This is a genomic window from Methanoculleus sediminis (assembly GCF_001017125.1).
GTDB classification, from domain to species: domain Archaea; phylum Halobacteriota; class Methanomicrobia; order Methanomicrobiales; family Methanoculleaceae; genus Methanoculleus; species Methanoculleus sediminis.
Window position 1 is genome coordinate 65742 of record NZ_JXOJ01000001.1, and the last position, 26740, is coordinate 92481.

General features: G+C 62.8%; 29 protein-coding genes and 1 tRNA gene. 19 read left to right on the forward strand and 11 right to left on the reverse strand.

Going from position 1 to position 26740, the window contains the following annotated elements; translation table 11 throughout:
* Nucleotides 1–274: 274 nt before the first annotated feature.
* The 4 genes from SZ63_RS00340 to SZ63_RS00355 are packed head-to-tail and all read right to left on the reverse strand — an operon-like array spanning nt 275 to nt 2637.
* The gene (locus SZ63_RS00340; protein WP_048179382.1) at nt 275–547 is read right to left on the reverse strand and encodes an NADH-quinone oxidoreductase subunit I; all 273 of its coding nucleotides are present in this window, start codon (nt 545–547) and stop codon (nt 275–277) included.
* Nucleotides 548–553: 6 nt separating this feature from the next.
* Nucleotides 554–1033, reverse strand: a complete 480-nt coding sequence (locus SZ63_RS00345) for a hypothetical protein (protein ID WP_048180689.1) — start codon at nt 1031–1033, stop codon at nt 554–556.
* 5 nt (nt 1034–1038) lie between these two features.
* Nucleotides 1039–1530 (reverse strand): pyridoxamine 5'-phosphate oxidase family protein, encoded by a 492-nt coding sequence (locus SZ63_RS00350; RefSeq protein ID WP_048179385.1) that lies wholly within the window; start codon nt 1528–1530, stop codon nt 1039–1041.
* Between the two features lie 18 nt (nt 1531–1548).
* Nucleotides 1549–2637 carry a (Fe-S)-binding protein gene (locus SZ63_RS00355; RefSeq protein WP_048179390.1) on the reverse strand — a complete coding sequence of 363 codons (1089 nt, stop codon included), beginning with the start codon at nt 2635–2637 and terminating at the stop codon, nt 1549–1551.
* Between the two features lie 410 nt (nt 2638–3047).
* Here SZ63_RS00355 and SZ63_RS00360 point away from each other — a divergent pair, with 410 nt between their 5' ends.
* Nucleotides 3048–3239 (forward strand): hypothetical protein, encoded by a 192-nt coding sequence (locus SZ63_RS00360; protein ID WP_048180692.1) that lies wholly within the window; start codon nt 3048–3050, stop codon nt 3237–3239.
* A gap of 7 nt (nt 3240–3246) precedes the next feature.
* Here the strand turns inward: SZ63_RS00360 and SZ63_RS00365 are convergent, their stop codons facing one another.
* Both SZ63_RS00365 and SZ63_RS00370 read right to left on the reverse strand, forming a co-directional pair.
* Complete coding sequence (locus tag SZ63_RS00365) at nt 3247–5139, reverse strand: PAS domain S-box protein (protein ID WP_048179393.1); 1893 nt, start codon at nt 5137–5139, stop codon at nt 3247–3249.
* 182 nt (nt 5140–5321) lie between these two features.
* A tRNA-Ser gene (locus SZ63_RS00370) sits at nt 5322–5406 on the reverse strand.
* Nucleotides 5407–5457: 51 nt separating this feature from the next.
* Between SZ63_RS00370 and SZ63_RS00375 the strand changes: the two genes are divergently transcribed.
* Nucleotides 5458–5661 (forward strand): hypothetical protein, encoded by a 204-nt coding sequence (locus SZ63_RS00375; RefSeq protein WP_048179397.1) that lies wholly within the window; start codon nt 5458–5460, stop codon nt 5659–5661.
* Nucleotide 5662: 1 nt separating this feature from the next.
* Here the strand turns inward: SZ63_RS00375 and thsA are convergent, their stop codons facing one another.
* The 5 genes from thsA to SZ63_RS00400 all read right to left on the reverse strand — a co-directional run bounded on the left by thsA (nt 5663) and on the right by SZ63_RS00400 (nt 10383).
* Nucleotides 5663–7252: a thermosome subunit alpha gene (thsA, locus tag SZ63_RS00380; protein WP_048179400.1), complete on the reverse strand. Its 1590-nt coding sequence runs from the start codon at nt 7250–7252 to the stop codon at nt 5663–5665.
* Nucleotides 7253–7464: 212 nt separating this feature from the next.
* Nucleotides 7465–8079, reverse strand: coding sequence for an orotate phosphoribosyltransferase-like protein (locus SZ63_RS00385; protein WP_048179402.1), 615 nt, complete (start codon nt 8077–8079; stop codon nt 7465–7467).
* Between the two features lie 21 nt (nt 8080–8100).
* Complete coding sequence (locus SZ63_RS00390) at nt 8101–8556, reverse strand: NOB1 family endonuclease (protein WP_048179405.1); 456 nt, start codon at nt 8554–8556, stop codon at nt 8101–8103.
* On the reverse strand, nt 8553–9539 hold the full coding sequence (gene rtcA / locus SZ63_RS00395; RefSeq protein ID WP_048179408.1) for an RNA 3'-terminal phosphate cyclase: 987 nt from the start codon (nt 9537–9539) through the stop codon (nt 8553–8555). The genes SZ63_RS00390 and rtcA overlap by 4 nt, the downstream gene beginning before the upstream one ends.
* On the reverse strand, nt 9526–10383 hold the full coding sequence (locus SZ63_RS00400; RefSeq protein ID WP_048179410.1) for a ribose-phosphate diphosphokinase: 858 nt from the start codon (nt 10381–10383) through the stop codon (nt 9526–9528). Before SZ63_RS00400 ends, rtcA begins: the two co-directional genes overlap by 14 nt.
* 81 nt (nt 10384–10464) lie before the next feature.
* On the opposite strand from SZ63_RS00400, the gene lonB reads away from it, so the two are divergent.
* The 17 genes from lonB to SZ63_RS00480 all read left to right on the forward strand — a co-directional run bounded on the left by lonB (nt 10465) and on the right by SZ63_RS00480 (nt 26610).
* Entirely contained in the window at nt 10465–12402 is a 1938-nt protein-coding gene (gene lonB / locus SZ63_RS00405; protein ID WP_048179413.1) for an ATP-dependent protease LonB, read from the forward strand.
* A 6-nt stretch (nt 12403–12408) separates the two neighbouring features.
* Nucleotides 12409–13737: a TldD/PmbA family protein gene (locus SZ63_RS00410; RefSeq protein ID WP_048179419.1), complete on the forward strand. Its 1329-nt coding sequence runs from the start codon at nt 12409–12411 to the stop codon at nt 13735–13737.
* Nucleotides 13734–15026 (forward strand): TldD/PmbA family protein, encoded by a 1293-nt coding sequence (locus SZ63_RS00415; protein ID WP_048179422.1) that lies wholly within the window; start codon nt 13734–13736, stop codon nt 15024–15026. The genes SZ63_RS00410 and SZ63_RS00415 overlap by 4 nt, the downstream gene beginning before the upstream one ends.
* Nucleotides 15027–15290, forward strand: coding sequence for a pro-sigmaK processing inhibitor BofA family protein (locus tag SZ63_RS00420; RefSeq protein ID WP_048179426.1), 264 nt, complete (start codon nt 15027–15029; stop codon nt 15288–15290). It begins immediately after the preceding gene.
* Between the two features lie 415 nt (nt 15291–15705).
* A complete protein-coding gene (locus SZ63_RS00425; protein WP_156168319.1) occupies nt 15706–16347 on the forward strand; it encodes a hypothetical protein in 642 nt (213 codons plus the stop codon).
* 42 nt (nt 16348–16389) lie between these two features.
* Complete coding sequence (locus SZ63_RS13055) at nt 16390–16545, forward strand: hypothetical protein (RefSeq protein ID WP_169746312.1); 156 nt, start codon at nt 16390–16392, stop codon at nt 16543–16545.
* A complete protein-coding gene (locus tag SZ63_RS00430) occupies nt 16529–17065 on the forward strand; it encodes a hypothetical protein (RefSeq protein WP_052959014.1) in 537 nt (178 codons plus the stop codon). The genes SZ63_RS13055 and SZ63_RS00430 overlap by 17 nt, the downstream gene beginning before the upstream one ends.
* Nucleotides 17066–17116: 51 nt before the next feature.
* Nucleotides 17117–17446, forward strand: coding sequence for a V-type ATPase subunit subunit G family protein (locus SZ63_RS00435; protein ID WP_048179434.1), 330 nt, complete (start codon nt 17117–17119; stop codon nt 17444–17446).
* A complete protein-coding gene (locus SZ63_RS00440) occupies nt 17433–19373 on the forward strand; it encodes a V-type ATP synthase subunit I (protein ID WP_048179438.1) in 1941 nt (646 codons plus the stop codon). Before SZ63_RS00435 ends, SZ63_RS00440 begins: the two co-directional genes overlap by 14 nt.
* 4 nt (nt 19374–19377) lie before the next feature.
* The gene (locus SZ63_RS00445; RefSeq protein WP_048179444.1) at nt 19378–19635 is read left to right on the forward strand and encodes an ATPase; all 258 of its coding nucleotides are present in this window, start codon (nt 19378–19380) and stop codon (nt 19633–19635) included.
* Between the two features lie 11 nt (nt 19636–19646).
* Complete coding sequence (locus SZ63_RS00450; protein ID WP_048179449.1) at nt 19647–20225, forward strand: V-type ATP synthase subunit E family protein; 579 nt, start codon at nt 19647–19649, stop codon at nt 20223–20225.
* Between the two features lie 13 nt (nt 20226–20238).
* Nucleotides 20239–21294 carry a V-type ATP synthase subunit C gene (locus tag SZ63_RS00455; protein ID WP_048179454.1) on the forward strand — a complete coding sequence of 352 codons (1056 nt, stop codon included), beginning with the start codon at nt 20239–20241 and terminating at the stop codon, nt 21292–21294.
* 1 nt (nt 21295) lies between these two features.
* Entirely contained in the window at nt 21296–21598 is a 303-nt protein-coding gene (locus SZ63_RS00460) for a V-type ATP synthase subunit F (RefSeq protein ID WP_048179461.1), read from the forward strand.
* On the forward strand, nt 21598–23352 hold the full coding sequence (locus SZ63_RS00465) for an ATP synthase subunit A (protein ID WP_048179468.1): 1755 nt from the start codon (nt 21598–21600) through the stop codon (nt 23350–23352). The genes SZ63_RS00460 and SZ63_RS00465 overlap by 1 nt, the downstream gene beginning before the upstream one ends.
* A gap of 2 nt (nt 23353–23354) precedes the next feature.
* The gene (locus SZ63_RS00470; protein WP_048179474.1) at nt 23355–24740 is read left to right on the forward strand and encodes an ATP synthase subunit B; all 1386 of its coding nucleotides are present in this window, start codon (nt 23355–23357) and stop codon (nt 24738–24740) included.
* 6 nt (nt 24741–24746) lie between these two features.
* The gene (locus SZ63_RS00475; RefSeq protein WP_048112408.1) at nt 24747–25373 is read left to right on the forward strand and encodes a V-type ATP synthase subunit D; all 627 of its coding nucleotides are present in this window, start codon (nt 24747–24749) and stop codon (nt 25371–25373) included.
* A 22-nt stretch (nt 25374–25395) separates the two neighbouring features.
* Entirely contained in the window at nt 25396–26610 is a 1215-nt protein-coding gene (locus SZ63_RS00480; protein WP_048179481.1) for a phosphoglycerate kinase, read from the forward strand.
* Nucleotides 26611–26740 lie beyond the last annotated feature (130 nt).

The window sequence follows — 26740 nt, forward strand, 5'->3', positions numbered from 1 at the left end:
CGGAACATCGCACTTCTCACCTGACGGTGCTCACGCTCCTGCCCCGCACCTTCGGTGCTCCTGCTCCGTTCCTACGGAACATCGCACCCTTCGGCCAGTCGCACTTCGCGGCTTCGCGCACTTCGCGTGAGACTGTATTGTTACCTGTACCTGTTAACTCACGCGAAGACGCGAAGAACGCGAAGATCCGGTTGTTTGAGAGTTACGCTCCTTCGCGTCTTCGCGTGCGACTCCATCATTGCCTCTGCGCTAAAAAAGAGAGCCGGGCCCCGGTTCACTCCGGCGTCGTCTTCTCGCGGTAGCGCTCGAGCGCCTTCTCGACGTAAGACGTCATCTGCACGGCGCCGACGACGCAGGCATCGGCGCACTTCCCGCAGCCGATGCAGGTCTCCGGGCTTGTGATCCAGGCCTTGTCGATCTTCTTTCCCAGATCCACGAGCTCGATCGAGCCGGTCGGGCAGACCACGATACAGTCGCCGCACCCCTCGCACGAGAAGGGGATGATCCAGGGGAACCGCTTGGGCACCTTTTTTTCGTCGCTGCTCATCAGACCTCAATCCCTCTTCCTCGGCACATCCTTCCAGCGCTGCCGCTCCCAGGCATCGAGTTCCTCCGGCGGCATACCGTCGAGCCTCTGCCCGGCCTCGTACCCGGGCTTCGTGCAGTAGAGTTCGGTCAGGCGGACGAGAAGCACCGCTGCCGTGTCTATCCCCTTCTCCTCTCTTGCCCGCCCCGAAACCGCGTCGAAGGCCTGCCCCGAGCGGAGGAGTTCTCCGGTTCCCTTGAACTGGTATGCAGCGCGGATACCGCCCTGGCGCGAGACGCCGAACGCCACGCGGGGGTTCTCCGACAGCACGGGCGCGATCACCTTTGCTTCGTCCTGTGCAAGCGCGAACGCCACCTCACCGTTGCCCGTCACCTCGGCGTAGCGGCCCAGCACCACGAACGGCACGCCCTCCGGCGTCGCGACGCAGAGGTGGCAGCCCATCGCCTCGATCCAGGCCTTCATCCTGTCTGTAAGGTTTACCGTCATCCCGATCACCCCGTTAGAACCTTCTCTCCCACGTGCCCCGGCTCGATGGAGTAGGCCTCCTCGACGTGCACGACCACGACCCCGCGCTGGACGGCTTTCGGGAAGACAATGTCGGGCGGCACCTCGTCCGGCGGTTCGAACTTGTTCCAGTTCCCCCACTCGTTCAGGATATCCGTCGCGTTTGCGCCGTACCAGTCGAAGTCGCGCGGGAACCCGTACTCCATGTCCACGGCCTTGCCTTTGAAGACCCACCACCGCCCCTCATCGAGCGGATGGCAGATCGTGACCGCGACGTCGGGGTTCTCCTTGATGTTCGCCTTCGTCTTCAAGAGGAACATATCGGCGATCAGGATCTTGTCGTCCTTGTGCGTGGCGACGAACCGCATCGCGGCGATGTTCGGGTTGCCGTCCCTGCTCGACGTGCAGAGGTATATCAGGCTCCCTCCCTTGCCGGGAACCCGCAGGGCTTCTTTCATCTCCTTCGTAAACTTCACCATTCTTCTCACCTCGTCTGGCTACTTTACCGGATACCCGAACGCGGCGGTTCCGGCGGGCCCGAGTTCCTCACCCAGCGCCCGTTTCACGAGCTGGGTGACGTAGATCGGTTGGAGCTCCATCTTCCGGCAGGTCGCCCGCATCACGGTGATGCAGGCCGGGCAGATGAAGACGAGCTGCTCGGCCCCGGCCTGTGCGGCATCGCCGATGTTTCTGCTCTGGATCTCGACCGCACGCTCGTGCTGGGTGTGGAAGATCCCGCACCCGCAGCAGAGCCGGTCTTCTCCCGTATACGCCCGCTTCTCCTCGACGGACGTAACGCCGATCATCTCGAAGATATCGGCGAGCCAGTCCGACCAGACCTCGCGGTCCCCGCCTTTCGGGGCGTAACGCGTCGTGCAGCCGCCCTGCACCGCGACGCTGATGCCGAGCGGGTTCGTGATCCGGTCGGGATGGTCGCGCAGCCAGTTCCGGATGTACTCGAGGATATGGACCGGCCGGAACGGCACCTCTACCCCCTGCTGCGTTGCAAGGGTCGTCGCCACGTTGTAGCAGGCGTCGTGGGTGAAGACGATCTCGTCGACCCCGAACTCTTCGGCCGCTTTCGCGAGGTTCTCGATGAACTGCGGGAGGTGCTTCACCGGCCGGGACGCCCGGCCGAGATGGGTCTCGGTGAACCCGCACGCATACGGCCCTCCGCCGATGATGGTTGCGTCCTCAAACACCTGCCCCGTGAGGAACTCTGCCTGGGGCACCACCTCGTAGATCCCGCCGGCCGAGATCAGCGGGCCGCCCTGTTTCCCTCTCCGGATGACCGTCGCCGGTTTCGTCAGCCAGTCGCTCGACGGCTTTGCGTCCGCCGGGATGCCGAGAACGCCCGTCTCTTCCTGCCGCCGTGCGATGAGATCCCATGGATCGGCGCCCAGAGGGCAGAAATCGTTGCATGCTGCACAGGTAATGCACTCCTTCAGGATCGGGTGGCGCTCTCCCTCTATCAGGGACTTCATGGCGCCCTTTGCGTCGACCTCTCCATACGATACGTACGGGCAGCGGACGAGACATTCTCCCCTGCAGCGGGAGAAGTCGCATTTCGATAGATCAAATGCCATCGCACATCCCTCGTTCTACCCTGTGTCAATACCCCCTCTTCAACGTGGGGTTCCCGGCAAGACGTGTCTCGAATCGATCCTCGCCCTTTCCCACCGGAGAAACGTTTTGGGAGACGAACCCGCCGGATGCCGGGAACCGTCCCGGTATCCGGGATGAGGGTCCGGTATGCCGGGATCATTATCGTTTTCTGTTAACGCCGTTAACCCTGTTCTGTGAGCCGCGTTGCACGGTCCGGTTCAGGGCGAAAACTCGCTCCGGTTCGCAGCCAGTCCGGGACCGGTGAACGGAACCGTCTTTTCTCCGGAGAGGAGTGTCGGGGTTACGCTATGGAAAAAACCGTTAATGCAATCATAAATTCGGGGACCGCTAACAAAGAAGCAGGCTTTGCAGGGAGGCGGGGGTGCGTGCCGTGAAAAAGTTCCGCATAGAGTTGACCGGGTTCATCGAGATGGACACCGACCAGGAGCGCGACGCGCGGATACTGGCTGAGCGGATTCTTGAGGAGATCCGTTCGGTCTTTTCCGGGCACGGCGCGATACAGGACTGCGACGTCGGGATAGGCCAGGTCACGGAGAAACCGCTTACCCGGCGCTACAGGTAGGCCGGGCTCACCCCCGGTCGTGCCGCCGGAGGAACGCGCGAACTTCCCGCGACTCCACCCATCCCCGGTCCAGCTGCCTGATGTATTCGTTGATCCGCTCGACCTGGTCGTGGATGACCGCCGACGTCTTTGGATCGTCGGCCAGGTCGGCCATGCCGAGGATCACCTGCAGGGGCTGGCGTATGTGATCGCCGAGGACGGCGAACTGCTCGATGTTCCGTTCGATCTGCTCGAACGCCTGCCGGTTAAGCTGCTCGGTCTGCTTCCGTTCCGTGATGTCTCTTCCCACCGCCTGGACGCCGACCACCTTTCCGTTCTCCACGATCGGGGATTCGTTCAGCTCGACGAAGGCCGTCGTCCCGTCTTTTCGGCGGAACTCGACTTCGAGCCCCTCGACCGATTCGCCTCGCGCCATCTTCTTCTGCCCCTCATCCCATGCGGCGAGCGATAAGGGGGTGACGTAGTCACGGCACTTGCAGCCGATGAGTTCGGCGGGGGTATAGCCGAGGATGCGGGTCACGGCCGGGGACATGTAGGTGATCCCCCTGTCGTGGTAGCAGGTGTAGATCATGTCGAAACTCCGCTGCGCTATCTCGCGGAACTTCTCCTCGCTCTCCTCGAGCGCCTCTTCGGCCGCTTTTCGCTTGAATCCCAGTGCCAGGACGTTCGCGGCTGCCTGGACGAAGTTGATGTCGTCCCGGGTGAACCTGCGCAGGGTCCGGGTATGGGCGCCGAGCACCCCGTACGGCGCCTCATCACCCTGGATAATGACGCTGATGCCGCTCAGGATCCCCTCGTCTCGCAGGAGGGCCGGGCCCCGGAACCGGGTCTCGGCCTCGAAGTCTTCGACGATCACCGGCTCATGGGAGAGAAGGGTGTATCCCGCCTGAGAATCGGTTCCTCCATTCACTTTCTCGGTACCGATCCGGACTCCGCCGAACCCCACCGCCGCTTCGAGGATGAAGAGATCTTCTCTGGGCAGGTACCGGAGCACTTTGGCGTACTCGACTCCCAGACACTCCGCCACCACCCGGACCACGGCGTTCATCAGTTCGGGAGGCTCGGCCCCTGCAAGAGCGAACTGGCCGAGGTCCGCGACGGCTGCCTGCTGCGCCGCCCGGACGGCGGTGAGCCGCTCGGCCTGTTTTCTCGCGGTGATGTCGAGGTTGATCCCGGCCCAGAGGACGATCTGCCCGTCCTCGTCACGGACAGGAGCTCCCCGGGAGAGGATGATGTGGCATTCCCCGTCGAGATCCGGAATCCGTAGCTCGCGATCCCAATGGCATCCCGTGTCGAGGCACCGTCTCCAGTCGGAGCGCACTGCCGCAGCATCCTCGAGCGGGACGCAGTCCAGCCATCCGGCGTGCCGGCACTCCTCGATCGTCCTTCCCACCAGTTCGAGGAACGAGGCGGAGAGATAGAGCACGTTGCCGTCCGGCCCGCATATCCAGAGGCCGTAGGGCACCAGTTCTCCGACGGCGGCAAAGACCGACTCGGCCCCGACCTGCCCCCTCGTTTGCCAGGCACACCGCATCGCCTCGTCACATTCGGGGGTGATGTCCCGGAACCGGGCAAGCCCCTCCCCGTTGTAGGGCTCGCCGGACATCACCCGGCGCGAGAAGGAGAAGCGGCGCACCTCGCCGGCGGAGGTTCGCATCCGGCAGGTCTCGTGCGTTACCTCCCGCCGGTGCCGGAGGGCATCGAGCACCCGGGCGGCAGAGTCTTCCTCCTCGAAGAGCGGTGCGAGGTGGCAGGCGATGAAGTCGCCTATCTCCATGCCGCGGGCAGCGTCATCGCCGATCCCGAACGTCTCGCAAAACGATCGGTTCAGCCGCACAACGGTATTATCCCGGTCAAGGATGACGACAGCATCGTCCAGTTCGTCAAAGCAGCAGTACACGGGAGATCTCCATCGGCCGGTGCGGGATGATCCCGGACGGCGAACGCTATGGATCAACTGTGGTTCACCGTGACCATAAATATCTCTCTCCTGGAACAGCCCGCATCCGCGACGATGCCGGGTTTGCAGGAAACGGTTCCGAAGACCGGGTCGTGCCGGGCCCTGTATGAGGAACCTGAAAACGCCGAGGGGGAGATTTGAACTCCCGAGGTGCCGAACACCAGTGGCTTTCGAGGCCACCGCCTTCCCGGACTAGACTACCTCGGCACAGAATCAGCCTAGAGTATTTAGGCTCTTCGACTATAATAGTATCGAGATATGCTCTGTCGGTTTACCCTTATCCCGGACGGCGGTGTGCTGGTCTACCGCGGGCAGCCGGGCGACACCTACGAGACCGCCCTCCTCTCCTTCGGTCTCAACCCGGATACTGCGCTGATATTCTGCCGCGGACGGAGCGTTCCGCAGGACGAAGAAATAACGGAGGAAGAAGCCGGGATCTTCCCGGCCTCTTCGCGCGGGTGACTTATTGTGCGCCCGGCCTTCCGGCCTGGGTGATCATCATGTCGTCGACGCGGACGAGGAGCATGGCCGTTTCGGTCGCGCTCTTGATCGCCTGGGTCTTCACCCGCTCGGGTTCGATGACCCCGGCCTCAAACATGTCGACGACCTCGCCGGTGTAGACGTTGAGCCCGGCATATTTCGCGCCGTCGGCGTGGGCTTTCCGGAGAGCGACGACCTTGTCGATCGTGTCGAATCCGGAGTTCTCCGCGAGCGTCCTCGGGATGACCTCGAACGCGTTCGCAAACGCTTCGATGGCAAGCTGAGCCCGGCCGCCGACGGTTGCGGCGTAGTCGCGGATACGGAGCTGGAGTTCGGTCTCGACCGATCCGCCGCCGACGACGAACTTGCCGTCCTCGATGGCGTCCTGGATGACCCGGGCCGCGTCGTAGACCGCCCGCTCGAGTTCGTCCAGCAGGAGCTGGGAGGTGCCCCGCAGGAGGATCGTGACGGCCTTCGGGTTTTCGCACCCGGAGATGATCGTCAGGTCGGCGTCGGGGACTTCCTCGGCCGCCTCGGCGTGGCCGAGCGTCTCCCCGGTGAGCTCCTCGGGCTTGTTGACGATGCTGCCGCAGAGCGCTCTCGCGGCGAACTTCATGTCGGCCTCTTTCACGTCTTCTATGGCGTAGACACCGTGCTTCGCGAGGTAGTACTGCACGGCATCAGCGATCCCCTTCTGGCAGAGGACGACGTTCGCGCCGGCGTCAACGATCTGCTCGGCAAGTTTCCGGAGGGACGCACGCTCCTGCTCGGAGAACGCCTTCATCTGGTCGGAGGAGGTGATCTTGATCTTCGACTTCACCTGGGTCTTCGTGATCTCGAGCGGCTGGGCGAGCAGGGCGACTCTGGCGCCCGTGATCTTGTCGGGCATCTGCTCGAAGACGCGCTTCTTGTCGATGACGACGCCCCGGATCAGCTCGGCGTCGTCCATCGAGTCGCCGACCTGCTTCTTGATCTTGATGTCGTCCTCGTCCACGGCGTAGGTGCCCCGGTCGGTTTTGCTTGCGACCTGACGCACCGCGTCCACCACGATGCCGGAGATCTGGTCTTTGATTGCCTCGATGGACTTGCCGGTCATGGCGGTTCCGGCGAGTTTCATGAGTTCCTCCTGGTCGTCGGCGCTGACGGAGATGGCCAGTTCCTCGAGGATCGCGAGTGCCTTCTCCATGCCGAGCTGGTAGCCGTGCGCGATGATGGTGGGGTGTACTTCCTGTGCGAGCAGCGTCTCCGCCTCTTCCATAAGAGACCCGACGATCACGGTTGCGGTCGTGGTACCGTCGCCTACCTCGTCGTCCTGAGTCTCTGCGACCTCGACGATCAGCTTGCCGCCGGGATGCTGCACGGACATCTCGTGCAGGATGGTTGCCCCGTCGTTCGTGATCACCACGTCACCGCTGGAGCTGACCAGCATCTTGTCCATTCCCCTGGGACCGAGCGTTGTCCGAACGGCGGCCGCGATTGCCTTTGCAGCCATGATGTTCGAGCGCTGCGCCTCGAATCCTCGAGTGCGCTCAACGTTGTCCCGCAAAATAATGATGGGCTGTCCAGCAAGCATTGTATAATCCTCCTTTGCTCGTTAGGTTTGTTCAGAGGTTCTATATAAATTAGTCGATGGCGCCCGGCCTTTCCGGGACGCCCCCGCCCATCGACGGTGATGTATCATCCGTCAGCCACCCTTACGCGCCCGGATCCCCCGAACGGGTTGCGATCCGTTTCGTCGTTCCCGCCGGAGCGGGTTCTGGTCGTATCAAAAAAAGTGCCGGGTTTTTACCCGAGCCTCGATATCACGAAGAGCGAGTGGACCGGGACCCCGTCGATCTCCCTCGCCCCCCGCTTGTCGAAGAGCGACCAGACCGCCACCGGCGTGGCCCCGTGCTGCCGGAGGAATGCTATCGTCTCGGAGAGCGTCGTCCCGGTCGTGACGACGTCGTCGACGATGATGCACCGCTGTCCGGCGATCGCGGAGAAGGTGCCCGAGAGCGACCCGGTGGGGGCCTCGCTCCGGCTGTGCTTCGCCGGGAGGTAGACCGCGAGTTTCAGCCCCTCCTCCGCGGCGATGAGGGTGGCGAGCGGGGCACCCGACGGCGCGATGCCGACGACCGTGTCGGGGAGGTCGTCGACGGCACGTATGACACTTCCTTCCGCCAGGTAGAGGAAGCGTTTGAGCATCATCATCGCCATGTCGTTCAAGAGCACGCCGTGGCTTCCTACCGCCGCCCAGTCGATGTGGACGTCTTTCGGGGCTTCCATACCCTTTTGCTGGGTGAGCAGCCAGGTGACCGTCTCCATCGAGAGACCCAGCTCGTCGGAGATCTGGCCGGGGGTGTGCCCTTCTGCCTGGAGCGCCTTTGCCTTCGTGATCAGCTCTTCGAGCGCGGACATGGAGAAAAGATCTCCGGGTGATTATTTAAGTTTTCTTTTGATTGGTGCGCCGCAGATCGGGCAGTCTCCCGGCTCCTTCCAGTACCGGCCGCACCCGGTGCACCGGTACCGCCACCGGATCGGCCGGGCCGGCCGTTGCCTGATGCTCCGGGTCTCGATGCCGAGGCGGTGGGCGACGTTCTGGACGGCGAAATCGTCGGTGACGAGGACGGCCGGGAGTTCCAGCGCGAGCGCGAGGATATCCCTGTCGGTTCCGGAGAGCACCCCGCTATCTCCCGTCCGGAGTGCGGCCGCATCCACTCTTGCGAGTTCTTCCTCGCGCGGCTCCCGAACCCGGAGTCCCGCGGCCGTGAGAACCTCGAAGCGGCACTTCGCGTGGGTGTCGGAGAGTTCCTCTACCACCGACGGGGTGGTCCAGGCCGCCCCCTCGACCGGAAACTCCGCAAAAAAGAACGAGGCGTCGAGGACAAGCATCATGCGGAGAACCTCACGGTATCGTCCTTTCGGCACCGGATCTCGTACCCGAACGTTCCAAGCAGCCAGCAGGCGGTCTCTGCATGCATCGTGAGGGTATGGGTGCTGTACTCTCCGCCATGGCAGGCGAGATGCACGAGGAGCTGGTCGGCGAGGTGGACGTCGACGGTCCCGGGGCTGCGGAATTCTTCTGCGAGGGCCCGTGCCGCCGTCCGGCCCACCTCTTCGGCGGGAAGCCCCCGCCTCCCGAGCGCGACGGCACCCTTCGCCCCGCTCCACACCGTGACCGAACTCCCGACACTCGTCCCGTCCTCGCGGGGATCGAGCGCCACGGTGCAGGAAAGATCGAGTTCCCGGTCCAGAAGGTTGCGTGCGGCCGCCGCCTGGCGCTCCGCGACGTGCGCGGGAAGGCCGGCCGACGAGGATACGATCCCGCAGTCACTCTCCTCCCCCTCCGGGACCGCGATCGGGCCCGGGCGGGACGGCTCCACCCGGACGTGCACCCGCCCGCCGCCCCGGGGATAGTAACCCCGTTCGAGCACCTCGATATCGATCGAGGCCCCGGCGCGGCGGAGCACCGGCGCGAAGACGCAGTCTATGTAATCAATCGTCGGGCTCCACGGCACCTCGGTCCCGCCCGTGACGGTGATGCTTCCACCGGCGGCGAGGGCGACCGGGAGCCACGCCTGGACGATGAGGGGTATGCTCCCGGCGGTACCGGGGTCGATCTCCAGATCGGCCCGGCGAACCCGGCCGGGGGTGAAGGCGATCTCCCGGCTTCCCGGCGAGAGGCCCGTGCATTCGGCATCGCAGGCTCCGGCGACCGCCCGGATGGCGGCGATGTGCTGGGGGGCAAGCCCGGGGTTCTTCCGGTTCTCCCGGATCCTCGTCACGGTGACCGGTTCGGCGGAGATCGCCGAGAGGGCGACCGCCAGGCGGAGAATCTGCCCGCCCCCCTCGAGGTGTGATCCGTCAACGGTGAGCATCTTCCCTGATCGCGGTGACGATAGCGCTTGCGGCCGATATGAAGCTTGAGGCGTTCTCGTAGGTGTCGCTGGAGACGACCGAAGAGACTCCCGCCGCCCGCAGGCGGGTGTAGGCGCCGCTCGTGAGCACCCCGTGGACGCAGGCCGCGTGGATGGACGCAGCCCCCTGCTCCCGGAGCATGCAGGCGGCGGTCGCGAGGGTTCCGCCGGTGGAGATGATATCGTCCACGATCACGGCGTCCCGCCCGGCTGCATCGATGGTCTTCGGGGCGATCCTGACCTCCTCGCCCGAGAGCCGGGTCTTTTCGAGGTGGTCGCAGTCCCATCCGCCGACCGCCGCGATATCCGAAGCGAAGTCGATCGCGCCCTCGTCCGGGGCGAGAACCAGGGGGTTCTTCAGGTGCAGGTCGCCGATGTATCCCCCGACGGCCGGGGCGATGGTGACGTTCTTCGCCGGGACGCCGAAGTGACCCAGCACGCCCGGGTCGTGGATGTTGACGACGTAGACCCGCTCGATGCCGGTCGAGAGAGCCCGTGCGACCGCCCGGGCGCTGATCGGCTCGCCGGGGGAGAAACGTTTGTCCTGCCGGGAGTAGCCGAGATACGGGACCACCAGCGTGTTCCTCGATTGATCGGCGGCATCGATCGCGAGAAGGGTCTGCATGAACATATCGTTGTCCACGATGCTGCTGACGATCAGGGTCTCGTCGTCCAGTTCTCCGCACTTTAGATGCAGTTCCCCGTCAGGGAACCGCGTAAATTTCGTCTCGACCAGTGGGGCCCCCAGTTTTTCGGCAATGCGGGCTGCGAGAACCTGGGACCGCTCCGTGCTGATTATTCTCATGGAACACCTTTGCTAGAAAGTATTTGAACGAGGATGAATAAATTATATAAGTACCAGTGCAGCAAAGAGGTAAACTCGACGATGGATTCGACGCCAACAACAGAAATTCCCAACATCGAGCTCACGTATGACGATCTGGAGGAGACGGATGTCTTTGCCGGTCTCGAGCTGAGCGCATCGTCGGATATCGACGTGCCCCCGAATCTCATCGACCAGGTCATCGGCCAGGAGCACGCCGTCGAGGTGATCCGGAAGGCCGCGGTCCAGCGCAGGCATGTGATGATGATCGGCACCCCCGGAACCGGCAAATCGATGCTGGCGAAGGCGATGGCCGAGCTCCTCCCGAAAGAGGAACTGCAGGACATAATGGTCTACCCGAATCCCGAGGATAACAATAATCCCATCATCAGGACCGTCCCTGCCGGCCGCGGCAAGCAGATCGTCAACGCCCACAAGGTGGAGGCGAGGAAGAAGATCCAGATGCGGAGCACCCTCGTCATGCTCCTCATCATCGGTATCATCGGCTATGCGATCATCACCTACCAGTGGCTGCTGGGCATCATCGCCGCCGCGTTCGTCTTCATGGCGCTGAAGTATTCGATGCCCCGCGAGGAGGCGATGGTCCCGAAGCTCCTGATATCCCATGATTCGAACACCATGGCGCCCTTTATCGACGCCACCGGGTCGCACGCGGGCGCCCTGCTCGGCGACGTCCGGCACGACCCCTTCCAGAGCGGCGGGCTCGAGACGCCTTCCCACGACCGTGTCGAGGGAGGGGCGATCCACCGGGCGCACGGGGGCGTGCTCTTCATCGACGAGATCAACACCCTCACCCCCCACTCCCAGCAGAACCTGCTGACCGCGCTTCAGGAGGGTACTTTCCCGATCACCGGCCAGAGCGAGCGTTCGAGCGGCGCGATGGTCAGGACGGAGCCGGTTCCCTGCCGCTTCGTGATGATCGCGGCAGGCAACCTCGACGCCATCCAGGGGATGCACCCGGCGCTCCGGTCGCGTATCCGGGGCTACGGCTACGAGGTCTACATGCGCGAGACGATGGAGGACACCCAGGAGAACCGGAAGAAGTTCCTCCGGTTCATCGCGCAGGAGGTCAAGAACGACGGGAAGATCCCCCACTTCGACCGCAGCGCCATGATCGAGGTGCTCCGCGAAGCCCGGCGCCGCTCGAACCGGAAGGGCCACCTGACCCTGAAACTTCGTGACATGGGCGGACTCATCCGGGTGGCGGGGGACCTCGCCCGGCAGGAGGGCACAGAGTTCACCTCGGTAAAGCATGTCCTCGCCGCGAAGTCGGCCTCCCGCTCGATCGAGGACCAGATCTCCGACGAGTACATCCGGCGGAGCCGCGACTACGACCTCGCCGTCGTGGAAGGCACCCGGGTGGGCCGGGTGAACGGGCTTGCGGTGATGGGGAGCGACTCCGGTTCGGTGCTTCCCGTCATGGCCGAGTGGACGCCGCGCCAGGGGGAGGACGGCACGGTTGTTGCGACCGGTATGCTCCAGGATATCGCCAAGGAATCGATCATGAACGTCAGCGCCTTCATCAAGAAGTTCACGGGCAAGGATGTCCGGGAGATGGACATCCACGTCCAGTTCATCGGCACTTACGGCGGCGTGGAGGGCGACTCCGCCTCCGTGACCGTGGCGACGGCGGTGATCAGCGCCATCGAGAACATTCCGGTGCGCCAGGACGTCGCGATGACCGGTTCGCTCTCTGTCCGGGGCGACGTCCTCCCCATCGGTGGGGTCACCTACAAGATCGAGGCGGCGGCAAAAGCCGGGATCAAGACGGTGATCATCCCGCGGTCGAACTTAGACGACGTTCTGATCGAGGACCGCTACCGCGAGATGGTCGAGATTTTGCCGGTCGACCACATCAAGGAGGTTCTCCAGAACGCGCTCGTGCCCGAGAACCGCGAAGGGTTTATTTCGAAGCTCCGGAAGATGGCGGTCAATCCGACCGGCATCTTCGACCCGAACGTCGGGCGTTCTCCGGTCTGATGACCTATGGCTGAAGTGCGCTACTACGATATCCGGTGCGTACGGGGCGAGATCACCCTGGTCGATATCGACAACGGTGTGGTCGAGTCCGCGGGCACCTCATTTTTCGATAAAGCCGTGATCCGGGTGCTCGGATCGAAAGGCTGGGGCATCCTCACCCGCGATCACGTCGATATCGATTCGAAACGCGAGGTCGAGAGTCTCGTCGAGGCGGCATCGCGCCTTGCGGCCGTCACGGAGGATCATCTCGACCTTGCCGACGCGCCGCGCGGCGTGCTCCCGGTTCCCCCTCTCAAAGAAGATCCCCGGGACGTCGATCTTGAGGAGAAGACCCGGCTGCTTGCCGGGGTAGAGGAGGCGGCACGCGTTGCCGGGGTGGGAAACACCCGGGCGCGCTACACCGAGGGGATCGACTCGGTCCGGTTCCTGGATTCGAGCGGAAACGAGTACTCTTACGAGGCCGTCCGGTCCGGGTTCTCGGTCGTCGCCATCGCGTCCAGGAACGGCGTGATGCAGATGGGGAGCGAACGCGACCACATCACCACCGGGTTCAACCTCCGGAACAAGCAGGATCTCGGCCGGAAGGCGGGCGAGGTCGCGGTCTCCCTGCTCGACGCGAAACTCCCGAAGGGGGGTACGAAACGGGCGGTGCTCGACCCGGAGCTTGCGGGCGTCTTCACCCACGAGGCGGTCGGCCACGCGAGCGAGGGCGACCTCGTCCGCGAAGGCGCATCGGTCCTTGGCGGGAAGATCGGCGAACGCATAGGGTGCGAGGGGCTCGTCATCGTCGACGATCCCTCCCTCCCCGAGTTCGGGTTCATCCCCGTGGACGCCGAGGGCGTGGCGGTAGAGCGCACGGAGATCGTCCGCGACGGCATCCTCTCCTCTTATCTCCACAACCGCGAGACCCTCGCGGCCGTGGGAGACGGTGTTCCCGGCCACGCCCGGTCGGAGCACGGGGCGCCGCCGATCGTCCGAATGAGCAACACCTTCATCGAGAACGGGGACGCGGCCTACGACGAGATCCTCGAGGAGTGCAGGGACGGCATTCTCCTCATCGGGTCAAGGGGCGGCCAGGTCGATCCCGGCCGCGGCGTCTTCCAGTTCAACGCGGAGTACGGCTACCTTATCGAGGGCGGCGAGAAGGCCGGTATGGTCCGGGACGTCTCGCTCTCGGGCGAGATCCTCTCGACGCTTCACAACATTGCTCTGGTCGGCGACGACCGGAAGATGAGCCCGGGATACTGCGGGAAAGGCGGGCAGAGCGTCCCGGTCAGCGACGGCGCGCCCCATCTCCTGCTCGAGAATGCAACCATCGGGGGGCGCGGCGAATGAACGGCGAAGACCTGATCGAGAGGATTCTCCGGGAAGGAGAACGCCGGGCGGACGAGGTCGAGGTCTTCTACGCCCGGGGACTGAGCGTCGGCACCGAGATCAAGAAAGGGATCCTCGGGAACGCCGAGGAGTCGGAAGCCTGGAACATGGCCGTCCGGACGGTCAAGGACGGGCGGATAGGGTTCTCGGCCACGAGCGACCCCGACCGGTGGAAGGAATGCCTGGATGCGGCGCTCGCGAGCGGTCGGCTCGCCACCCCGCAGCAGTGGGCCGGGTTTCCGAAACCTGCCGACCTGACGGGCACCCCCTCCTCGGCCGACGGGGATCTCGTCGTCGCGGTGGAGGATGCGGCGAGGATGGTCGGCGATCTCCTTTCGGGCGCGGCTGAGCATCCGGTGGAGGTCGTCGGCGGGGGTGCGGACCTTGCCCGGTCGTACCTCGCGGTCGCGAACTCGAGCGGCATCTTCTACGGCATGGACCGGACGGTGGCGGCGGTCTCCCTCGAGGCGATCCGGGAGCGGTCCACGGGTTACGAGTTCGACGCCTCTCCGTTCCTTGCCGAAATCGACGCCCGGTCGGTCGGCGAACAGGCCGCCTCGCTCGCCGCACGCTCTCTGTCGGGGCGCGATATCGAGACCGGACGCTACGACGTCGTCCTCTCCCCGGTTGCGGCTGCAAGCCTCCTCGGTCAGGTTCTCCTCCCGGCCCTCTCCGGGCGGAACGTGAAGGCCGGCCGGTCGTTCCTTGCGGACAAAATCGGCGACCAGGTCTTTGACGAGCGTATCTCCGTCTACGACGACCCGTTTGCCCCCGGTCTCGGGAGCACCGCCTGGGATGCGGAGGGGACCCCGACCCGCCGTCTGGTCTTCGTGGAGCAGGGGGTGCTTGGTCGGTTCGCTTACGATCTCAAGACCGGCTACCGCTACGGCGAGGGGAGCACGGGAAGCGCCGTCCGTTCCGGCGGCGAACCGCCCGGCATCGGGTTCCACAACCTCTTTATCGACGGCCCGCGGATGAAGGAACCCGGCGACGAGCGGGCGGTCTGGATCCACGATGTCGTGGGCGCCCATACCGCGAACCCGTTCTCCGGCGACTTCTCGGTGGAGATCTCGAACCCCTTCTGGATTGAGGGGGGTGACCTCACCGAACCCATCCGGACGGCGATGCTCTCCGGGAATGTCTTTGAGATGCTCGCGGGTATCGGGGGGCTCGGAAATGACGCAAGGCGTGTCGGACGGCTGACGATTCCATCAATACGGTTAAATAACCAGCAGATCATTGGTAAATAGATGATGGAAGAGATCCTTGCCATCCTTCTCGCGGTCGCGATAGCCGCGGCGCTCTACTATCTCATGAAGAAGGCCATGACGCTCGTCATCAACGCCATTGCCGGACTCATCACGCTCGGGCTCCTGAATTACTTCAACGTCCTCGCGTGGTTCGGCGCTCCCGACATTCAGATCAACCTGGTGACGGTCCTCATCTGCGCCCTCGCAGGGCTGCCGGGCGCCCTGGTCCTGGTCCTGCTCCACCTTGTGGGGATTGCGATCTGAGAAGGGTTTTCGACCGCTTTTTGCGTTTTGATGGCCGGGGCTTCTACCAGCCATGCTTTTAATATAGTCTCACGCGAAGCCGCGAAGTGCGATGGTTCGTAAGAACCGGAGCTCGAGCACCGTCAGGTGCGAAGAACGCGAAAAGGACTATCAACACCTGCCTGGACTTCGCGCCTTCGCGTCTTCGCGTGAGTTGACGGAGTAAGGGTAACGATACGACCTCACGCGAAACGTGACCGACTGAAGGGCGGGAGCAAGAGCACCGAAGGTGCGAGTTGCGACTGGCGCGAACGTCGCGAGCGGCAGACCCCCAAGAAGACCGAAGATCTTCGAGTGCGACGGGCAAGATGTCTACCCTGGAGCCGGGGGACATCCGGGCGAAACCCTTATCCCCTGCCGCGAGTTCTCTGGAACCATGACTCTGCCCCGGGCGGGCATGCTTCTTGCAGCCGTCGTCCTGGCCCTGTATGCGCTTGTTGCCGTAGTGGTGCTGACCGCACCGTATACCGATCCGTTCAACGTCATAGCACGTCTCGCCGCCCTGTGGGGTTTCCTTGCCCTCGCCATCGCAGCCATCCTGACACCATTCCTCCGGGAGATCATGAAAGTCTTCGGGAGATCGTTTCTCTCGGTGCACCATACCTTCGCCGCCGTCGGCCTCCTCCTTCCCACGCTGCACCCGGTAACCTTCTTCATCGGGGCGATGAACCCTGCCATATTTATCCCGGTTTTTTCATCCTGGAGTGGGTTCTGGGCGGGAGCAGGCCGGCCCGCACTCTACCTCCTCTACATCGCGTTTGCCGGCGTGGTACTCCGGAAGTACATCCCGAAGTACTGGCGATGGGTGCATGGGCTGATGTACGTCGTGCTCCTCTTTGCGATCGTCCATGGAAACCTGATCGGGACGGACTTTGAAGACCCGATCATATGGGCACTCTTCAACACGCTCTTCGCCCTCGTCGTCGCGGCATTCCTTCTCAAGCGCTGGCGGATGATGCGGAAGAAGACGAACACACTCAGGGCCGCAGAACCGGGTTTTTCAAGGCTGCCACGATAGGGTTTTATCCTCTGCCCTCCTCCTCTCTCCTGGTGATGCCAGATGTGTACAGTCGGTGGACCGGTCGATATCGAGTTTGATGACGATCGAGTGAAGGGCAAGAATTACCGCTGCAAAGAATGCGGCGAGCGGTTCAAAGGCGTTGGAAAGCGGCCGATGTGCCCGAGCTGCCAGTCCGAAGATGTCGAAGAACTCTGAAGGCGGCGCTTTTGGGGCCTCCCCCGCCGGGGCGGGCGCGACAACCGTGCCCCTCGGCGGCGACCCCCTCCTCATCCGGGGAGAACGCTCTTTTCTGCTCGTGGCGAAAGCCTGCTCACGGTTTACGCTCTGCATCGAGACCCCGGACGACGAGTACTGTCAGGCGGTCGATCCCGACGATCTGGTCGCCGTCTCCATGCCGGAAGGCGGTTCCGTCGAGCAGGCACGCATGATGCTCGAGCTGGTCCGGTGCTACCACCTACCGCTCGTCGTCCTCCCGAAAGACCATCCGGGATCGAAGCGGCTCTCGATGGTCGTCTCCGTCGCCCCGGAGATCCTTTTAGCCTGCGACATCCGGCGCGGAACCCATCCCGAGCAGCACCTGCTCTGCTCGTCCGCGGAGTTCTCCGGGATCTCGCTTGCCGGGGTTCCCGGGGGCGTCGCGATTGAAAACCTGCCCCCCGGGGTTGAGGTAGAGCATCTGGAAGCGGAAAAATCCTCAGCGGACAAACAACAATAAATATATGCCCAATTTCATCAAATATTCATACGCCGTGAGAAGGAGGGTTTGATGAAGACCGATGTCCTGAAAAGCATCAGGGAAACTGAAGAAGAGTATCAGGCGATGATCCGTGATGCGCAGGCGGAGAGGAAGAAGAGCCTCTCTGATGCCGAGCTGGAGGCTGAAAACCTGGTCCTCAAGGCACAGAAGGATGCCGAGGATTACAGGAATCAGCGTCTGGCGGAGGCACGGGCCCAGGCGCAGAACAGATACGCGGAGATTGTCAGGGAGGGCGAAGCGCGCGCAGAGGCGCTGAAAGCATCCGGGAACAAGAACCTTGCAGAAGCTGTAGACTTTATTGTTACACGGTTTAAGGAGCAGCTGCATGTTAAGGCCTGAACGGATGCGCCGGTTGCTCATCGCAGCCCCGAAGAGTGAGATCGACACTATCATCAGAGAACTCTACCGGCACAACGTCTATCATATCGAAGACTTCGTGCCCGAGAGTTCGTCTGAAGCGCTGTCGATCGGTCACCCTCTTTCCGGGGCGAGCGACGCGGCTTCGGCGCTCATCAAGGTCAGGGCAATCGAGAATGCGTGCGGGATAGACCCCGAGAACGTAGAAGTCAAAACGAAGCTCCCCACGTCGAAGGTCAGGGAGATGATCCGGACGGATCTGCCCGTTATCCAGAAGGAGGCGGAAGATCTCGTCGGTTCACGCTCGAGGCTGGAGACGCGGCAGAAGGAGCACGAGCAGCGCGCGAGGGAACTTGAACCGTTTACTGCGGTTCCCCTTGATCTGGAATTTTATCGCGGATATACGCGATTTACCGTCTTTACCGGGCACATCACCCACGACGTCGAGATCGACGTCCCGAACGAGAAGTACTTCTCCGACAAGGTGGCCGGCAACATGATCGTCGTCGTGGTGCAGAACGAGCACCGCGAGCAGGTCGAGCGGACTCTCCTCGATGCCGGGTTCCAGGCGATCCCCGTCCCGGAGGAGACCGGGGCGCCGGCCGACCGCCTGAAGGCCCACATGGAAGAGGCCCGGCGGATCGAGGACGAGATCGCCGGGGTCAACGCGAAGATCGCGGGAATCCGGGAGAGGCATACCGACTTCCTGGTAGCATGCGATGAACTACTCACGGCTGACGTAGAGCGGGCGGAAGCCCCGTTGCGGTTTGCTACCACGGAGGAGACCTTCATTACCGAAGGCTGGGTGCCCGAGGACCGGGCGGATAAAATTCTGGACGCACTGGAGAAAGCGACCAACGGCAGGATATACATCGAGGAACTGGAGATCGAAGAAGATACCAGTGTCCCGGTGGAGTACGAAAACCCGTCGTTCGCTTCGCCGACACAGATGCTCATGGACGTCTACGCGCGGCCCCGCTACTCCGAGATCGACCCGACGCTGATGGTAGCCATCGTGTTTCCCATCTTCTTCGGTATGATCCTCGGGGACGTGGGTTACGGAGCCGTCCTGCTCGCTCTGAGTCTTGGCTTACGCAAGTTCCTGAAGGGTGAAGGCGGAAGGGCGCTCTTGAAGGTGCTCAGTTACGCAAGCATCTCGAGTATCGTCTTCGGCGTACTCTACAGTGAATTTCTGGGATTCTCGCTCCCGTGGGAGCCGCTGGTCTTCTCCCGACACCTCAATATCGGAGGGCACGCGGGAGGACACGGCCCGCAGGTAGTCGAACTGATGATCATTGCGATCTGGATCGGTATCCTGCACATCACGCTTGGGCGCGTTCTCGGCATACTCAACGCACGGAGGCTTTACCACGGCAGGCACGCGACAAGGGCGGTCATCTCCCATGCCGGCTGGCTCGGAGTCATGTGGGGTATACTCCTCATCATATGGTCGTTCTTCCCCATCCCGATGATGCCTGACCTTACGGGCTTCCCCGTGGCCATCGCGGCAGGCGTCGTCCTGCTGGTGGCGGGAGTCATCGGTATCGCGCAGGAGAACGCGCTCGAGGTCGTCGAACTTCCGACGATCGTCAGCCACGTATTGTCGTACGCCCGTCTTGTGGCGGTGGGCCTCTCATCGGTCGCGATCGCGATGGTGGTCAACTACATCTCGATCGGGATGATGATAGAGCCCCAGCTTGAAGCAATCACACCGGTCGGTGTGATCCTCATCATCGTCGGCATTCTCGTCTTCCTGATGGGGCACGTGCTGAACACGGCACTTGGCCTCCTCGGCGGCGGTCTGCATTCGATTCGTCTTCACTATGTTGAGTTCTTCACCAAGTTCTACAAAGGTGGAGGCAAAAAGTACAATCCATTCGGTATGAAATCCAAATTTACGGAGGAATAAGAAAATGGTAGATTTTGGCACAGCAGAACTGACTCTTGAAATGATCCAGGCATCGCAGGCAGGAATGAGCGCAGTCGGCGCAGGTCTCGCAGTAGGTCTCACCGGCGTCGGCACCGGCCTTGCCGAGATGGGCATCGGTGCGGCGGCTGTCGGTGCAACCGCAGAGAACAGGGATATGTTTGGTCTCGCACTGCTCTTCACTGTGATTCCGGAAACCATCGTCATCTTCGGTCTTGTGGTTGCACTGCTGCTTCTGTTCTGATGGAGTGAACCATGGGACTCGAAGCAGTAGTGAACGAGATCCGGGAGAAAGGGCGAAAGGAGGTCGAGGCGATCCGGGCAGAGACCCGGACCGACGTCGAGGAGATCCTGAAGGACGCACAGACTCGCGCCGCCGGGATCAAGGCGTCGGCACAGGAGGAAGCGGACCGGGCAGCCACGCACATCGTCAACCAGGAAGCCTCGGCGGCGAACCTCGTCGTCAAGCGGCAGGTCCTGAACGCCCAGAAGACGCTCCTCGATCAGGTCTATTCGGCCTCGCTTGCCGCTGTCGGTGATCTGCCCGCCGAGTTCCAGGAGAAGGCGCTCACAGCCCTGCTGAAGAGAGCGGTAAAGGAGATCAAGAAGGGCGTCGTCCATGCAAACGAGCGGGATTCCCCGGTTGTCGAAGAGATCCTCTCCCAGTTGAAGATGTTCTCGGGTTACGCTGTGGGTGCCCCGGTCGACATTCCCGGCGGCATCATCGTCGAGAGCAACGACGGCGAACTGCAGATCGATTACAGTTACCGCACGTTCCTGGACGAGATCTGGGAATCCGGTTTGAAGGATGCGTCGGATATTCTGTTTACATGAGGAGGGTTCATAAATGGCAGGGGTAAGTAGCGGATCGGCCCAGTACATTTACGCCTGCACCCGCATGCGGGTGCGTAAATCGCTGCTGATACCGCGCGAGGATTATCTCCGCATGCTGAATATGAGCCTGCCTGAGATCACCCGGTTCATCGGCGAGACCACCTACCGGTCGGAGATCGATGAACTCGGCACCTCCTTCTCCGGAATCAACCTCGTCGAGGTGGCCCTGAGCTGGAACCTCGCCAAGGAGTACCAGAGCATCCTGGAACTGGTTCCGGGAGACCTGAAGCACTTTACCGCCAGTTACCTGCGGCGCTGGGATATCCAGAACGTCGTCACCGTCCTGCGCGGCAAGATGCAGAAGCTGCAGCCGGGCAAGATCAAGGAGGTCCTGGTCCCGGCCGGCAGACTCGATCGGGTCGTTCTCGACCGCCTTGTCGCGGAAGAGTCACCGGAGCGGGTCGCCGAGGCGCTCAAGGGCGAGCGGTTCTACCCCGTCATCGAGCGGGAACTGCCTCGCGCGATGGAGACCGGGTCGTTTGCTCACCTGGAAAACGAGCTCTACAAGGGCTACTACGCGCGGCTCATCGCGGACGCGAAGGCGGGAGTCAAGGGCGGGGATATCTTCCTCAAGTACATCCAGCTCGAGATCGATATCCGGAACATCCAGAACCTCTTCCGGCTGCGGGCCGGACATGTCCGCGAAGATTTCAGGGAACTGATGATCGGTGGCGGTTCGTTCACGGTGGACGAGTTACAGCGGCTCTCGGGACTCGAGAGCCAGGACGAGTTCATCGACGCCTTGAAGCGACAGGTGAAGATGATCCCGCTCTTGAACGCGCTTGAGGAGATCCGGGGCAAGACCGCGCTCCACGAGATCGAGGTTGCGCTGACCCGGGTCCAGCTGGACCAGATGGAGCGGATGTCGAAGCGGTACGCGTTTTCGATCCTTCCGATCCTCGTCTACCTGGAGAAGAAGAAATACGAGGTCGCGAATCTTCGCGCCCTTGCCCGGGGCAAGGAAGCCGGCCTTCCCGGTGAGCGATTACAGGGCTACCTGGTGATGTAGAATGGAGATCGCAGTTGTCGGTACCGGTGAATTCATCCTCGGTTTCAGGCTCGCGGGTGTCAGAAAGACCTACGCGGCCGAGACCGACGAACGGCTGGTCGAGCATATCAACCAGGTGCTGGATGACAAGGACGTCGGCATCCTCGTGCTGAAAGGCAGCGACATGGAGCGGATTCCCCTGCGGCTTCGCACCTCCCTCGAAAACTCCGTCAAGCCGACGGTGATCGCGATCGGCGGAGACGAGGGCGGCCTGTCGATGAGAGAGAGAATCAAGAGATCGGTGGGTGTTGATCTGTGGAAGTAATGGAGAAAGGAAAAGAGAACAGGGCTCAGGGAGTCCTGAAACGAATTTCAGGGCCGGTCGTCACTGCTGTCGGTCTCGACGCACACATGTACGACGTGGTGAAGGTCGGCAATGAAGAACTGATGGGGGAGGTCATCAAGATCCAGGGTGAGAACATCATCATCCAGGTCTACGAAGATACCGCCGGCATCAGACCCGGTGAGCCGGTGGGAAACACCGGTCTCTCGCTCGCAGTGGAACTCGGGCCCGGGCTGCTGACCAGTATCTACGATGGGATCCAGCGGCCGCTCGAGGTGCTCGTGGACAAGATGGGCAACTTCATCGAGCGCGGCGTATCGGCTCCCGGCCTCTCGCACGAGAAGAAGTGGGAGTTCGTGCCCACGGTGAAGCAGGGCGACGAAGTCAAGGCCGGCGATATCATCGGCACGGTCCAGGAGACGAACATCGTCCATAAGATCATGGTCCCCCCCAGAGCGAAGGGCGGCAAGATCAAGAAGATCTCGGGCGGCAGTTTCACGGTCGACGAGACCGTCTGCGTCCTCGAGGACGGCACCGAGATCGCGATGCTCCAGCGCTGGCCGGTCCGTGTGCCCCGCCCGACGAAGGAGAAACTGAACCCGGACATCCCGCTGATCACGGGTCAGCGGATCCTGGACGGTCTCTTCCCCATCGCGAAGGGCGGAACGGCGGCCATCCCCGGCCCGTTCGGCAGCGGCAAGACGGTCACCCAGCAGCAGCTTGCGAAGTGGTCGGACGCCGAGATCGTCGTCTACATCGGCTGCGGCGAGCGCGGCAACGAAATGACCGAGGTTCTGACGGAGTTCCCGGAACTCGAGGACCCGAAGACCGGCAAACCGCTCATGGAGCGGACGGTGCTGATCGCGAACACCTCGAACATGCCTGTCGCAGCCCGTGAAGCGTCCGTGTATACGGGCATCACGATCGCCGAGTACTTCCGTGACATGGGCTACGACGTCTCGCTGATGGCCGACTCCACCTCGCGGTGGGCTGAAGCCATGCGTGAGATCTCGAGCCGTCTCGAGGAGATGCCCGGTGAGGAAGGCTACCCCGCGTACCTTGCGGCACGCCTCTCGGAGTTCTACGAGCGTGCGGGCCGTGTCATCTCCCTGAACGGGGAGGGCGGTTCCGTCTCCGTCATCGGCGCGGTCTCGCCGCCGGGCGGCGACTTCTCCGAGCCGGTCACCCAGAACACCCTGCGTATCGTCAAGGTCTTCTGGGCACTGGACGCGAAACTCTCGCAGCGCCGGCATTTCCCGGCGATCAACTGGCTGAACTCCTACTCGCTCTACCTCGACGCGCTCAACGAGTGGTACGACAAAGAGGTCTCGCCCGAGTGGAACCCGCTTCGGGCGTGGGCGATGGGCGTCCTCCAGAAAGAGGCCGAACTCCAGGAGATTGTCCAGCTGGTCGGTTCCGACGCCCTGCCCGACGAGGAGCAGGTCACCATCGAGGTGGCCAGGATGATCCGCGAGATCTTCCTGCAGCAGAACGCCTACGATGCGGTGGACACGTTCTGCCCGATGTCCAAGCAGTACGACATGATGAAGGCGATCAAGCACTACGCCGACCTCGCGCGTACCGCCCAGACAGGTGGGGCGACCCCGCAGCAGGTCATCGGCATCAGGAGCAAGAACGAGCTTCCGCAGATCAAGTTCATCAGGGACTACGAGCCCGAGCTTGCGAAGATCATGAAGGATATGGAAGCTGAATTTGACGCGATGAGGGCGGTGTGACCATGAAGGAATACAGAACGGTTGCACAGGTTGCAGGGCCGCTGGTCTTCGTCGAGAAGACGGAGCCGGTCGGGTACAGCGAACTCGTCAACATCGTGACCGCCGACGGCACGGTCAAGCGCGGCCAGGTGCTGGATACGAGCGACGAGATCGTGGTCGTCCAGGTCTTCGAGACCACCGCCGGCATCGGCAGGGACTCGGGCATCCGGTTCACCGGCGAGACGATCAAGATGCCGGTCGGAAAGGACATGCTCGGCCGTATCCTCTCCGGAGGCGGCAAGCCTATCGACGGCGGCCCGGAGATCGTGCCCGAGAAGAGGCTCGAGATCACCGGTGCGGCCATCAACCCCTACGCCCGCTCTTCGCCCGAAGATTTCATCCAGACGGGTATCTCGACGATCGACGGGACGAACACCCTTGTCCGCGGCCAGAAGCTCCCGATCTTCTCGGCATCGGGTCTGCCCCACAACGACGTGGCGCTGCAGATCGCCCGCCAGGCAAAGGTGCCCGGCTCGACCGAAGAGTTCGCCGTGGTCTTTGCGGCCATGGGTATCACCCGTGAAGAGGCCAACTACTTCATGGCCGACTTCGAGAAGACCGGCGCTCTCGAGCGCTCGGTCGTGTTCCTGAACCTTGCAGACGACCCGGCCGTCGAGCGGACGATCACGCCGCGTCTCGCGCTCACCACAGCCGAGTACCTGGCGTTCGACCTCGGCTACCACGTGCTGGTCATCCTGACGGATATGACCAACTACTGCGAGGCGCTCCGTCAGATCGGCGCGGCCCGTGAGGAAGTGCCCGGCCGGCGCGGTTACCCCGGCTACATGTATACCGACCTTGCGAGCATCTACGAGCGTGCGGGTATCATCAAGGGCGTCAAGGGCTCGGTGACCCAGATCCCGATCCTGACGATGCCGGGCGACGATATCACCCACCCGATCCCGGACCTGACCGGTTACATCACCGAAGGCCAGATCGTGGTCAACCGTGAGCTGCACCGGAAGGGTATCTACCCGCCGATCAACGTGCTGCCCTCGCTGTCGCGTCTGATGAACCTCGGTATCGGTGAAGGCCATACCCGCGAGGACCACAAGAAGGTCTCGGACCAGCTCTACGCGGCATACGCGGAGGGTAACGATCTCCGGGGTCTCGTGGCCATCGTCGGCAAGGACGCGCTCTCGGAGCGCGACCGGATGTTCCTTGAGTTCGCCGACCTCTTCGAGGACCGGTTCGTCAGGCAGGGCCTCTACGAAGACCGGTCGATCGAGGAGACGCTCGACCTTGGCTGGGAACTCCTCTCGACGCTGCCCGAAGAGCAGCTCGTCCGTATCGACCGCGAACTGATCCAGAAATACCACCCGAAGTACCGGAAGAAGGCACAGGGGTAAACGTCCATGGCGCTGCGAGATATCAAGCCGACCCGATCAGAGCTGATCAACATCAAGAGGAGGATCAAGCTCTCGGAGCGCGGCTATAACATCCTCAAGATGAAGCGCGATGGGCTGATCCTGGAGTTCTTCAAGGTGCTGCAGCAGGCGAAAGACAGCCGCGGCGCACTGCTGGAGCGCTACGAGCGTGCAATGGAGATGATCGCCCTTGCGGAGACCGTAGAGGGCGCGATTGGGGTAAAGGCCGCCGCCTTCTCGACGGCGGACGCCCCCGCCATCTCCCTTAAAAGCAAAAACATCATGGGCGTCGTCGTCCCCGAGATCGATGCGTCTTCCGTCCGGAAAGGCGTGCTCGACCGCGGCTACGGGATGCTCGGCACGTCCGCCGTCATCGACGAGACCGCGGAGGCGTTCGAGGATCTGCTTGAGGCCATCATCGAGGCCGCCGAGATCGAGACGACCATGAAGAGGCTGCTCGACGAGATCGAGAGCACCAAGCGGCGCGTGAACGCGCTCGAGTTCAAGGTGATCCCGGAACTCTCCGAGGCCAGAGACTTCATCAAGATGCGGCTCGATGAGATGGAGCGTGAGGAGCTCTTCCGCCTGAAAAAGATTAAGGCACGGAGCACCTGAAGGGAGAGACTGGTGATACCCGGTGGAGATCGGTACGCTCGCAGATACTGGGAAGTTGACGGGAACGGTGATGCTGCGGGTTGATTTCAACTCGCCCATCGATCCCTCCTCAAACCAGATTTTAGACGACAAACGGTTCAGGGAACACCTGCCGACGGTGCAGGCGCTCGAGGACGCGCGGCTCGTTATCCTCACGCACCAGAGCAGGCCCGGCAAGAAGGATTTCACGACGCTTGAGGCGCATGCGGCAAAGCTGGAGCGGCTGCTCGGCCGCCCGGTGACGTATGTGGAGGATATCTTCGGGCGTTGCGCCCGGGATGCAATCCGGAGCGCAAAGCGCGGAGACGTCCTGATGCTTGAGAACCTTCGGTTTGCCGCCGAGGAGAACCTGACCCTGAAGCCCGAGGAGGCGAAGAAGACCCTCCTCGTCCGGAGGCTGGCGTCGATGGCCGATGTGTACGTCAACGATGCGTTCGGTACGGCGCACCGGTCCCAGCCGTCGATCGTGGGGCTGCCGCTCGCGCTCCCGTCGGTGGCCGGCCTCCTGATGGAGAAGGAGGTCGCGAACCTCTCCCGGGTCTTTTCCGGCGCCCCGCGTCCCGTCACCTTCGTGCTCGGCGGGACGAAGGTGGACGACTCGATCGCGGTCGCGCAGAATGTCCTCGAGCGGGGAACGGCCGACCGTGTGATCGTCGTCGGCGTGGTGGGAAACGTCTTTTTGCTTGCGGCGGGCCACGATATCGGGCGGCCGTCGGCCCGGCTGATCGACGACCTCGGGTACCGGGCGGAGATCGATAAGGCGAAAGCCCTCCTGGAGTCTTACCGTGACCGGCTCTCTCTACCGCATTCGGTCGCCGTCCGCGAAGACAGCGGGCGGGTCGAGTACCCCCTGGGCGCCGTCCCGGAGGACGCCCAGGTGCTCGACATCGGGAGCGATTCGATCGAGAGCCTTACGGAGACGATCTCGAGCTCGGGAACGGTCGTGGTGAACGGGCCGGCGGGGCTCTTCGAGGAGGAGCAGTTCGCCGTCGGGACCTTCGAACTCTTGAGGGCGGCGTCTGCCGTGGAGTTCTCGGTGGTGGGCGGCGGGCATTCCGGCGCGGCCATCGAGCGGCTCGGCCTCGAGAGTGAGTTTACGCATATCTCCACCGGCGGAGGGGCGGCGATTGAGTTTCTGACCGGGAAAAAGATGCCCGCCATCGAAGCGCTGGAGATGTCCCGCAAGATCTTCGGGTGAATGGGGCGGAGCCTCTATCTCTCCGTTTTTTCTTATCTGAAAACCGTTATTCTTCCTTTCGCGTAACGAACTGTCGGCATTCGCACCTTCGGTGCTCAACCTCCCGCCGGTCGGCATTCGCACCTTCGGT

What these genes read in the sequence shown, in the direction of transcription:
- SZ63_RS00340 (WP_048179382.1), bottom strand. Translation starts at nt 547, where the DNA reads ATGAGCAGCGACGAAAAAAAGGTGCCCAAGCGGTTCCCCTGGATCATC.
- SZ63_RS00345 (WP_048180689.1), bottom strand. Translation starts at nt 1,033, where the DNA reads ATGACGGTAAACCTTACAGACAGGATGAAGGCCTGGATCGAGGCGATG.
- SZ63_RS00350 (WP_048179385.1), bottom strand. Translation starts at nt 1,530, where the DNA reads ATGGTGAAGTTTACGAAGGAGATGAAAGAAGCCCTGCGGGTTCCCGGC.
- SZ63_RS00355 (WP_048179390.1), bottom strand. Translation starts at nt 2,637, where the DNA reads ATGGCATTTGATCTATCGAAATGCGACTTCTCCCGCTGCAGGGGAGAA.
- SZ63_RS00375 (WP_048179397.1), top strand. Translation starts at nt 5,458, where the DNA reads ATGCTCTGTCGGTTTACCCTTATCCCGGACGGCGGTGTGCTGGTCTAC.
- thsA (WP_048179400.1), bottom strand. Translation starts at nt 7,252, where the DNA reads ATGCTTGCTGGACAGCCCATCATTATTTTGCGGGACAACGTTGAGCGC.
- SZ63_RS00385 (WP_048179402.1), bottom strand. Translation starts at nt 8,079, where the DNA reads ATGTCCGCGCTCGAAGAGCTGATCACGAAGGCAAAGGCGCTCCAGGCA.
- SZ63_RS00390 (WP_048179405.1), bottom strand. Translation starts at nt 8,556, where the DNA reads ATGATGCTTGTCCTCGACGCCTCGTTCTTTTTTGCGGAGTTTCCGGTC.
- rtcA (WP_048179408.1), bottom strand. Translation starts at nt 9,539, where the DNA reads ATGCTCACCGTTGACGGATCACACCTCGAGGGGGGCGGGCAGATTCTC.
- SZ63_RS00400 (WP_048179410.1), bottom strand. Translation starts at nt 10,383, where the DNA reads ATGAGAATAATCAGCACGGAGCGGTCCCAGGTTCTCGCAGCCCGCATT.
- lonB (WP_048179413.1), top strand. Translation starts at nt 10,465, where the DNA reads ATGGATTCGACGCCAACAACAGAAATTCCCAACATCGAGCTCACGTAT.
- SZ63_RS00410 (WP_048179419.1), top strand. Translation starts at nt 12,409, where the DNA reads ATGGCTGAAGTGCGCTACTACGATATCCGGTGCGTACGGGGCGAGATC.
- SZ63_RS00415 (WP_048179422.1), top strand. Translation starts at nt 13,734, where the DNA reads ATGAACGGCGAAGACCTGATCGAGAGGATTCTCCGGGAAGGAGAACGC.
- SZ63_RS00420 (WP_048179426.1), top strand. Translation starts at nt 15,027, where the DNA reads ATGATGGAAGAGATCCTTGCCATCCTTCTCGCGGTCGCGATAGCCGCG.
- SZ63_RS00425 (WP_156168319.1), top strand. Translation starts at nt 15,706, where the DNA reads ATGACTCTGCCCCGGGCGGGCATGCTTCTTGCAGCCGTCGTCCTGGCC.
- SZ63_RS13055 (WP_169746312.1), top strand. Translation starts at nt 16,390, where the DNA reads ATGTGTACAGTCGGTGGACCGGTCGATATCGAGTTTGATGACGATCGA.
- SZ63_RS00430 (WP_052959014.1), top strand. Translation starts at nt 16,529, where the DNA reads ATGTCGAAGAACTCTGAAGGCGGCGCTTTTGGGGCCTCCCCCGCCGGG.
- SZ63_RS00435 (WP_048179434.1), top strand. Translation starts at nt 17,117, where the DNA reads ATGAAGACCGATGTCCTGAAAAGCATCAGGGAAACTGAAGAAGAGTAT.
- SZ63_RS00440 (WP_048179438.1), top strand. Translation starts at nt 17,433, where the DNA reads ATGTTAAGGCCTGAACGGATGCGCCGGTTGCTCATCGCAGCCCCGAAG.
- SZ63_RS00445 (WP_048179444.1), top strand. Translation starts at nt 19,378, where the DNA reads ATGGTAGATTTTGGCACAGCAGAACTGACTCTTGAAATGATCCAGGCA.
- SZ63_RS00450 (WP_048179449.1), top strand. Translation starts at nt 19,647, where the DNA reads ATGGGACTCGAAGCAGTAGTGAACGAGATCCGGGAGAAAGGGCGAAAG.
- SZ63_RS00455 (WP_048179454.1), top strand. Translation starts at nt 20,239, where the DNA reads ATGGCAGGGGTAAGTAGCGGATCGGCCCAGTACATTTACGCCTGCACC.
- SZ63_RS00460 (WP_048179461.1), top strand. Translation starts at nt 21,296, where the DNA reads ATGGAGATCGCAGTTGTCGGTACCGGTGAATTCATCCTCGGTTTCAGG.
- SZ63_RS00465 (WP_048179468.1), top strand. Translation starts at nt 21,598, where the DNA reads ATGGAGAAAGGAAAAGAGAACAGGGCTCAGGGAGTCCTGAAACGAATT.
- SZ63_RS00470 (WP_048179474.1), top strand. Translation starts at nt 23,355, where the DNA reads ATGAAGGAATACAGAACGGTTGCACAGGTTGCAGGGCCGCTGGTCTTC.
- SZ63_RS00475 (WP_048112408.1), top strand. Translation starts at nt 24,747, where the DNA reads ATGGCGCTGCGAGATATCAAGCCGACCCGATCAGAGCTGATCAACATC.